Below are 5,568 nucleotides of genomic sequence, written 5' to 3' on the forward strand. Positions count from 1 at the left end.
GCCGAAGGCATGCTGATGGTCCGGCTGAACACCACCATCGACGGGGCGGTCCGGGCTCTGAGGGAGTACGCCACTCATACCGGGCAGGCACTCGCGGACGCGGCCCACGACGTCATCAGCCGACGCCCGACCAGCACCTCCGGACGCAACGGCAGAGCCCACTGAGCGCCGCGCACGACGGCGGCCCGGAGCGCGGCGGCCGGTGGCCGTGGCCTGCGCCGCGGGAGCGCGGGCCAACGCCCCGGACGGGCACCACGAGAGTCCGGCTCGGCCACCTGCCCCGGGCGACGCCGAGAACGTGCGAAGAAGGCGCGGTTCATGGCACGCGAGCGGAACTGGTTGACCAGACGCAGCCATCAGCCAGACCGTCTCCAGGTGATGTCATAGACTGTCATCATGACTGAGATCTGGGTGCTCGGTGGCACCGGCCGCAGCGGCCGCGCGATCGCGGCGGCGCTGCGGACCCGGGGCCTCGAGCCCGTCCTCGTGGGGCGCGACGAGGCCCGGCTGACGGCTGCGGCGGACGGCGCGCGGACGGTGCGCGCGGCCACCGTGGACGAGATGGCGGTCGCGATCCGGCGGGACCGGCCCGCGGTCGTGGTCAACACCGTCGGGCCCTTCGCCCGCACGGCGGCTCCGATCGCGCACGCGGCGCTGGCGACGGGCGCGCACTACCTCGACCTGGCCAACGACGTCGACGCCGCGACCACGCTGCTGGGCCTCGACGCCGCGGCGCGCCAGTCCGGCTCGACGCTGGTCACGGGCGCCGGGTTCGGGGTGACCGCGGCGGAGAGCGTGGCGCTGTGGCTCTGCCGCGACGAGCCGGTGCCGGACTCCGTGCGGGTCGACACGGTGCCCTCGCTCGGCCTCGAGGAGGGCCCGGTGGGCGAGGCCCTGGCCGCGACCCTGCTCGAGGGGTTCGCCGCGGGCGGCAGGGCGGGCCGGCACTACCGGGGCGGCCGACTCGTGCCGGTGCGCCTCGCGGGGGACCTCCTGCGCCTGCGGCTCCCCGACGGCGAGGAGGTCGCCTCCGTGAGCGTCCCCTTCGGCGACCTGGTGGCGGCGCAGCGGGTGAGCGGAGCGCCCGACGTGGTCGCCGGCTCGAGCGAGGGGCCGACGTCCGCCCTGGTGCGGGCATCGATCCCGGTGGCGGCGGTCCTGCTGCGCAACGGTCCGGTGCGGCGGTTCGCCGTCCGGCGCCTCGCCGGCCTCCGGCTCGCCGAGCGGGCGCGGCCGCGGTCGCACTCGTGGGCGCACGCGTCCGCACGGTGGTCCGACGGCCGGGTCCGCGAGGGCTGGCTGCGCCTCGGGGACGCCCACGAGTTCACCGGTGCCGTCCCCGCCGAGCTCGCCCGGCGTCTCCTCGACGGCGAGGGCGCCCCGGGCGCGACGACCCCGGCCGCCATGTTCGGCACGGGGCTCGCGGAGGCGTGCGGGGGCGAGTACTCCGCCTGACGGCGCGCGGGTGCGACGAGTGGTGTGTTGGGCGGTCGCCGTCGCCGAGCGGCTCGTCGACGACATCACCGGGAGCGGCGGCCCGTGAGCGGACGTCCCGGTCCCGGGGCGCGCTGGACGATCACGGTCCGGATGGTCCATCCTGGAGCAGACGGCCGAGTCCCCGCCGGTAGTGATCCTCGGACAGCCGAGGTGCGCCAGCGGAGGGACCACGATGACCGCGTTCGCCCAGGACCAGGACGCCGAGCCCGACCGGGTCGTGATCGCGTGGACCGAGGGCATCCTCTCGGCGTGGCACCGCCTCGGCGTCGCCGAGGCGATCGCCCGGCTGCAGGCCGAGGCCGTCGCGCTGGGCGTGTCCGTCGAGGAGCTCGCCGAGGACCTGGTCCGACGTGTCGGCGTCCCGGACCGCACGCCGACGCCGCGTCTCCGGGAGGCGCGCCCGAGGTCGCTGTGCCTCGACCTCGACGAGGAACTGGCGCTGCACGAGGAGATGCGCAGCCGCCGCCCGGAACCCCTCCTCCTCGACGGGCCGACCGAGGCGGCACTGCGGAGGTTCCTCGGCTGAGCCGGCTGTACCGTGGGCCGTCGGTCGACCTCACGGCCGTGTCCCTCACGTCCCCCACGACGGAGAACACGACCATGGACACCGACCAGGACGACCAGCTCGTCGTCGCGCTCCGCACCGCCGCCCGGGCCCTGGCCCGGCACCGCAGCATCCGCGACCTCGAGGAGACGCTGCGCCAGATCGTCGCGTCGGCCGTCGAGACGATCCCCGGGGTGGCCGCGGGCAGCATCTCGCTGACCGAGGCGGGCGAGGTGCAGACCCGCCACCCCACCAGCGAGGAGATCGGCAAGCTCGACCGGACGCAGAGCGAGCTGCGCGAGGGCCCCTGCCTGACCGCCATGGAGGACCCGCCGGAGAGCGGCACCGTCATCGCCCAGGACCTCGCCGGACCGGACGCCGAGCGGTGGCCGAACTTCGCGCCGCACGTGGTCGAGGCCGGCTTCCGGGGGATGGCGTCCACCCAGCTCTCGGTCGAGGGCGGCGTGCGGGCCGCGCTCAACCTGTACGCGACCGAGCCGAACGTCTTCGACGCGCACGCCCGCACCCTGGCGGGGCTCTTCGGCATCCAGGCCGCGCTGCTCGTCTACGGCTCCGACCAGGCGCGGCACCTGCAGCGGGCGGTCGACAGCCGGGACCTGATCGGGCGGGCCAAGGGCATCCTCGCGGAGCGCTTCTCCGTCGACGACGAGACCGCCTTCCAGATGCTGGTCAAGTCCTCCCAGGACACCAACATGAAGCTGACCGCCGTCGCCCAGTGGCTCACCGAGCACGCGGGCTCGCGGGCGGGGAAGGCCCGGCCGGGCACGTCCTGACGCGACCGGGGCCCGCGTCGCATCGGCCGTGTCCGCGGTGCGGGCGCCCGGGTACCCCGCGGACGTACCACCCCAGGGGGCCCGACGCCGACGGTGCTCCGTGGATCCGCTCGGCCCCGATGGGCCAGAGTGGACCGACACAGCGTCGGCCCGGACCCCGCCGACCTGCCGGAGAGGTCATGTCGCAGGACGGGTCCATGGACGACGACGACGAACACGCCCCGAGCCACCAGGTGGGCCGCGACGAGCGGGTCCCGGTGGCGCAGGGGATCCTGAGCGAGCGCCACGGCATCTCGATCGCCGACGCCGTCATCCTCCTCGCCACGATGACCTCGGTCCGGGGGGTGACGGCGCTCCGGATGGCCACCCAGATCATCGACGCCACGGTCGAGCCCGGCTCCTACCCGATGCCCCTCGGGACCTCGTTCGTCGACCCCCCGTCGCGGGCCCCACGAACCGATCCGTGAAGCGGTTTCGCGCCTCCACGACGTCGGGCACACCGGATCACCGGCGGGGTGCTGGGAGCCGGACCGGGCGATGGAGTCCGTCGTAGGTCCGGTTCAGCAGCGCAGCCGGAGGCCCGGCCCCGCTTCCGGCGACGCCCTCGGGTGCGGCGGGAGCGGGGCTGCGTCGCCGTGTCGGCGCCCCCGAGCCACGAGAGCAGGAGCCATGGACTCCGGACAGGACGAGCAGCTCGTCGTCGCCCTGCGTTCCGCCGCCCGCGAGCTGGCCGGGCGTCGCTCCATCCGTGACCTCGAGGAGACGCTGCGCCAGATCGTGGCGTCCGCCGTCGACACCATCCCGGGGGTCGACGCGGGCAGCATCTCGATGGCCGAGCAGGGCCGGATCGAGACGCGTCACCCGACCAGCACCGAGATCGGCACGCTCGACAGCGTGCAGCGCGAGCTCCGCGAAGGGCCGTGCATCACCGCGCTGGAGGACCCGCCGCAGAGCGGCACCGTCGTCGCCCGGGACCTCGCGGGGGACGACGCGCGGCGGTGGCCGCGGTTCGCGCCGCACGCGGTCGAGGCCGGTTTCCGGGCGGTGATGTCCACCCAGCTGTCGGTCGAGGACGGACTGCGGGCCGCACTGAACCTCTACTCGAGGACCCCGGACGCCTTCGACGCGAACGCCCGCACCCTGGCCGGGTTGTTCGGCGTCCAGGCCGCGATGCTGCTCTACGGCTCCCAGCACGCGGACCACCTGCAGCGCGCCGTCGACAGCCGGGACCTGATCGGGCGGGCCAAGGGCATCCTCATGGAGCGGTTCGGCGTCGGCGACGAGGCCGCGTTCGAAATGCTGGTGAAGTCCTCGCAGGACACCAACATGAAGCTGACCGCCGTCGCCCGGTGGCTCACCGAGAACATCGCGTCGTCGCGCGCGCCGGGGCACACTGCTCGGCCATGACCGACAGCCACGCCACGGCGATCACCGCGCTGCGCGAGGCCGCGTCCGCGCTCGGTGCCGGACGGGACTCCAGCGGCGCCGACGGCCGGCTCCCCGACGCCGAGCGCCCGGACATCGCCGGTGCGGTCGCCGGAGTCCTCGACGCCATGATCGGCCTGCTCCGCTCGGTGGACGACGAGGCCGGGACGACGGTGTCCGGCGCGAGCCGGCTCGACCCGGTCCTGGCCCACCTGGCCTCGGGCGCCATCCTGGCCCGCAGCGTCCAGGACCGGGGGTCCGACGGGGCCGGCGGCTGAGCGACGACGGGCACGGGTCGGGCCGGGCAGGGATCGTGGAGCCCGTGCCGACCCCGCGGTTCCCCGAGCCCTCCGTCCCGGCCGGGGCGACCCCGCTCGCCGCGCGGCTGCGGGCCCTCGCCGCCGCCGCGCCGGATGCCCCCGCGGTGTCCGACGGCGACGACGTCTGGACCCGCGCCGAGCTCGACGTCCGGACCGACCGGCTCGCCCGGGGGTTCGCCGCGCGCGGGGTGTCCCGCGGCGACCTGGTGTCGATCGCGCTCGGCAACGTCGTCGCCCACGTCGCCTGCTCGGTGGCCGCCTGGAAGCTCGGGGCGGTCCCGCAGCCGCTCTCGGCCCGCCTGCCCGCGGGGGAGCGGGACGCCGTCCTCGAGGTTGCCGACCCGGGCCTCGTCGTGGGCCTGGAGCCGACCGATCGGCCGTGGCTCGCGGCCGACGACGTCGTCGGGCTGACCCTGGAGGGCGATGCCGAGCCGCTGTCCGACGTCGTGGGCCCGTCGTGGAAGGCGCCGACCTCCGGGGGCAGCACCGGCCGCCCGAAGGTGATCGTGTCGGGGCAGGCGGCCTGCACCGAGCACGTGCTCGCCCGGGCCGAGGGGCTGCGGATCGACCCGGACGGGGTGTTCCTCGCGTCCGCCCCGCTGCACCACAACGCGCCGTACATGTTCTCGCTGATGGCGCTGCTGGCGGGCCACCACGTCGTGCTGATGCAGCGCTTCGACGCCGCCCGGGCGCTGGCACTGATCGGCGAGCACGGCGTCACGTGGCTCTACCTGGTCCCGACGATGATGGGGCGGATGCTGCGCCTGCCGGCGGTGGCGTGGGACGCGGCGGACCTGGCGAGCCTGCGGACCGCACTGCACGTCGGCGCGCCGTGCCCGCCGGAGGTCAAGCGGGGCTGGCTGGCGCGGCTGCCCGCTCCCGAGATCCTGCTCGAGCTGTACTCGGGGACGGAGTCACAGGCGAGCGCGATGATCGACGGGCGGGACTGGCTCGCGCACCCGGGCTCGGTCGGGCGGGTCACCCGCGG

The 5,568-nt window shown here is 75.5% G+C and carries 8 protein-coding genes; all 8 read left to right on the forward strand.

The annotated features are described in order from the left end of the window. Nucleotides 1–9 precede the first annotated feature (9 nt). Nucleotides 10–165: a hypothetical protein gene (locus tag AC0CYZ_RS04510; RefSeq protein WP_472212765.1), complete on the forward strand. Its 156-nt coding sequence runs from the start codon at nt 10–12 to the stop codon at nt 163–165. 231 nt (nt 166–396) lie between these two features. Then, nucleotides 397–1,455, forward strand: a complete 1,059-nt coding sequence (locus AC0CYZ_RS04515; RefSeq protein WP_472212750.1) for a saccharopine dehydrogenase NADP-binding domain-containing protein — start codon at nt 397–399, stop codon at nt 1,453–1,455. Nucleotides 1,456–1,669: 214 nt separating this feature from the next. After that, a complete protein-coding gene (locus AC0CYZ_RS04520; protein WP_472212752.1) occupies nt 1,670–2,023 on the forward strand; it encodes an ANTAR domain-containing protein in 354 nt (117 codons plus the stop codon). A gap of 74 nt (nt 2,024–2,097) precedes the next feature. Beyond that, complete coding sequence (locus AC0CYZ_RS04525; RefSeq protein ID WP_472212754.1) at nt 2,098–2,835, forward strand: GAF and ANTAR domain-containing protein; 738 nt, start codon at nt 2,098–2,100, stop codon at nt 2,833–2,835. 197 nt (nt 2,836–3,032) lie between these two features. Beyond that, a complete protein-coding gene (locus AC0CYZ_RS04530) occupies nt 3,033–3,302 on the forward strand; it encodes a hypothetical protein (protein WP_472212756.1) in 270 nt (89 codons plus the stop codon). 202 nt (nt 3,303–3,504) lie between these two features. Further along, the gene (locus AC0CYZ_RS04535) at nt 3,505–4,242 is read left to right on the forward strand and encodes a GAF and ANTAR domain-containing protein (protein ID WP_472212758.1); all 738 of its coding nucleotides are present in this window, start codon (nt 3,505–3,507) and stop codon (nt 4,240–4,242) included. Further along, nucleotides 4,239–4,538 carry a hypothetical protein gene (locus AC0CYZ_RS04540; RefSeq protein ID WP_472212760.1) on the forward strand — a complete coding sequence of 100 codons (300 nt, stop codon included), beginning with the start codon at nt 4,239–4,241 and terminating at the stop codon, nt 4,536–4,538. Before AC0CYZ_RS04535 ends, AC0CYZ_RS04540 begins: the two co-directional genes overlap by 4 nt. A gap of 44 nt (nt 4,539–4,582) precedes the next feature. Then, a partial coding sequence (locus AC0CYZ_RS04545) for an AMP-binding protein (RefSeq protein WP_472212762.1) occupies nt 4,583–5,568 on the forward strand: 986 nt, incomplete at its 3' end.

The sequence above is a fragment of the Actinomycetospora sp. genome, from assembly GCF_055612215.1.

What these genes read in the sequence shown, in the direction of transcription:
- AC0CYZ_RS04510 (WP_472212765.1), top strand. Translation starts at nt 10, where the DNA reads ATGCTGATGGTCCGGCTGAACACCACCATCGACGGGGCGGTCCGGGCT.
- AC0CYZ_RS04515 (WP_472212750.1), top strand. Translation starts at nt 397, where the DNA reads ATGACTGAGATCTGGGTGCTCGGTGGCACCGGCCGCAGCGGCCGCGCG.
- AC0CYZ_RS04520 (WP_472212752.1), top strand. Translation starts at nt 1,670, where the DNA reads ATGACCGCGTTCGCCCAGGACCAGGACGCCGAGCCCGACCGGGTCGTG.
- AC0CYZ_RS04525 (WP_472212754.1), top strand. Translation starts at nt 2,098, where the DNA reads ATGGACACCGACCAGGACGACCAGCTCGTCGTCGCGCTCCGCACCGCC.
- AC0CYZ_RS04530 (WP_472212756.1), top strand. Translation starts at nt 3,033, where the DNA reads ATGGACGACGACGACGAACACGCCCCGAGCCACCAGGTGGGCCGCGAC.
- AC0CYZ_RS04535 (WP_472212758.1), top strand. Translation starts at nt 3,505, where the DNA reads ATGGACTCCGGACAGGACGAGCAGCTCGTCGTCGCCCTGCGTTCCGCC.
- AC0CYZ_RS04540 (WP_472212760.1), top strand. Translation starts at nt 4,239, where the DNA reads ATGACCGACAGCCACGCCACGGCGATCACCGCGCTGCGCGAGGCCGCG.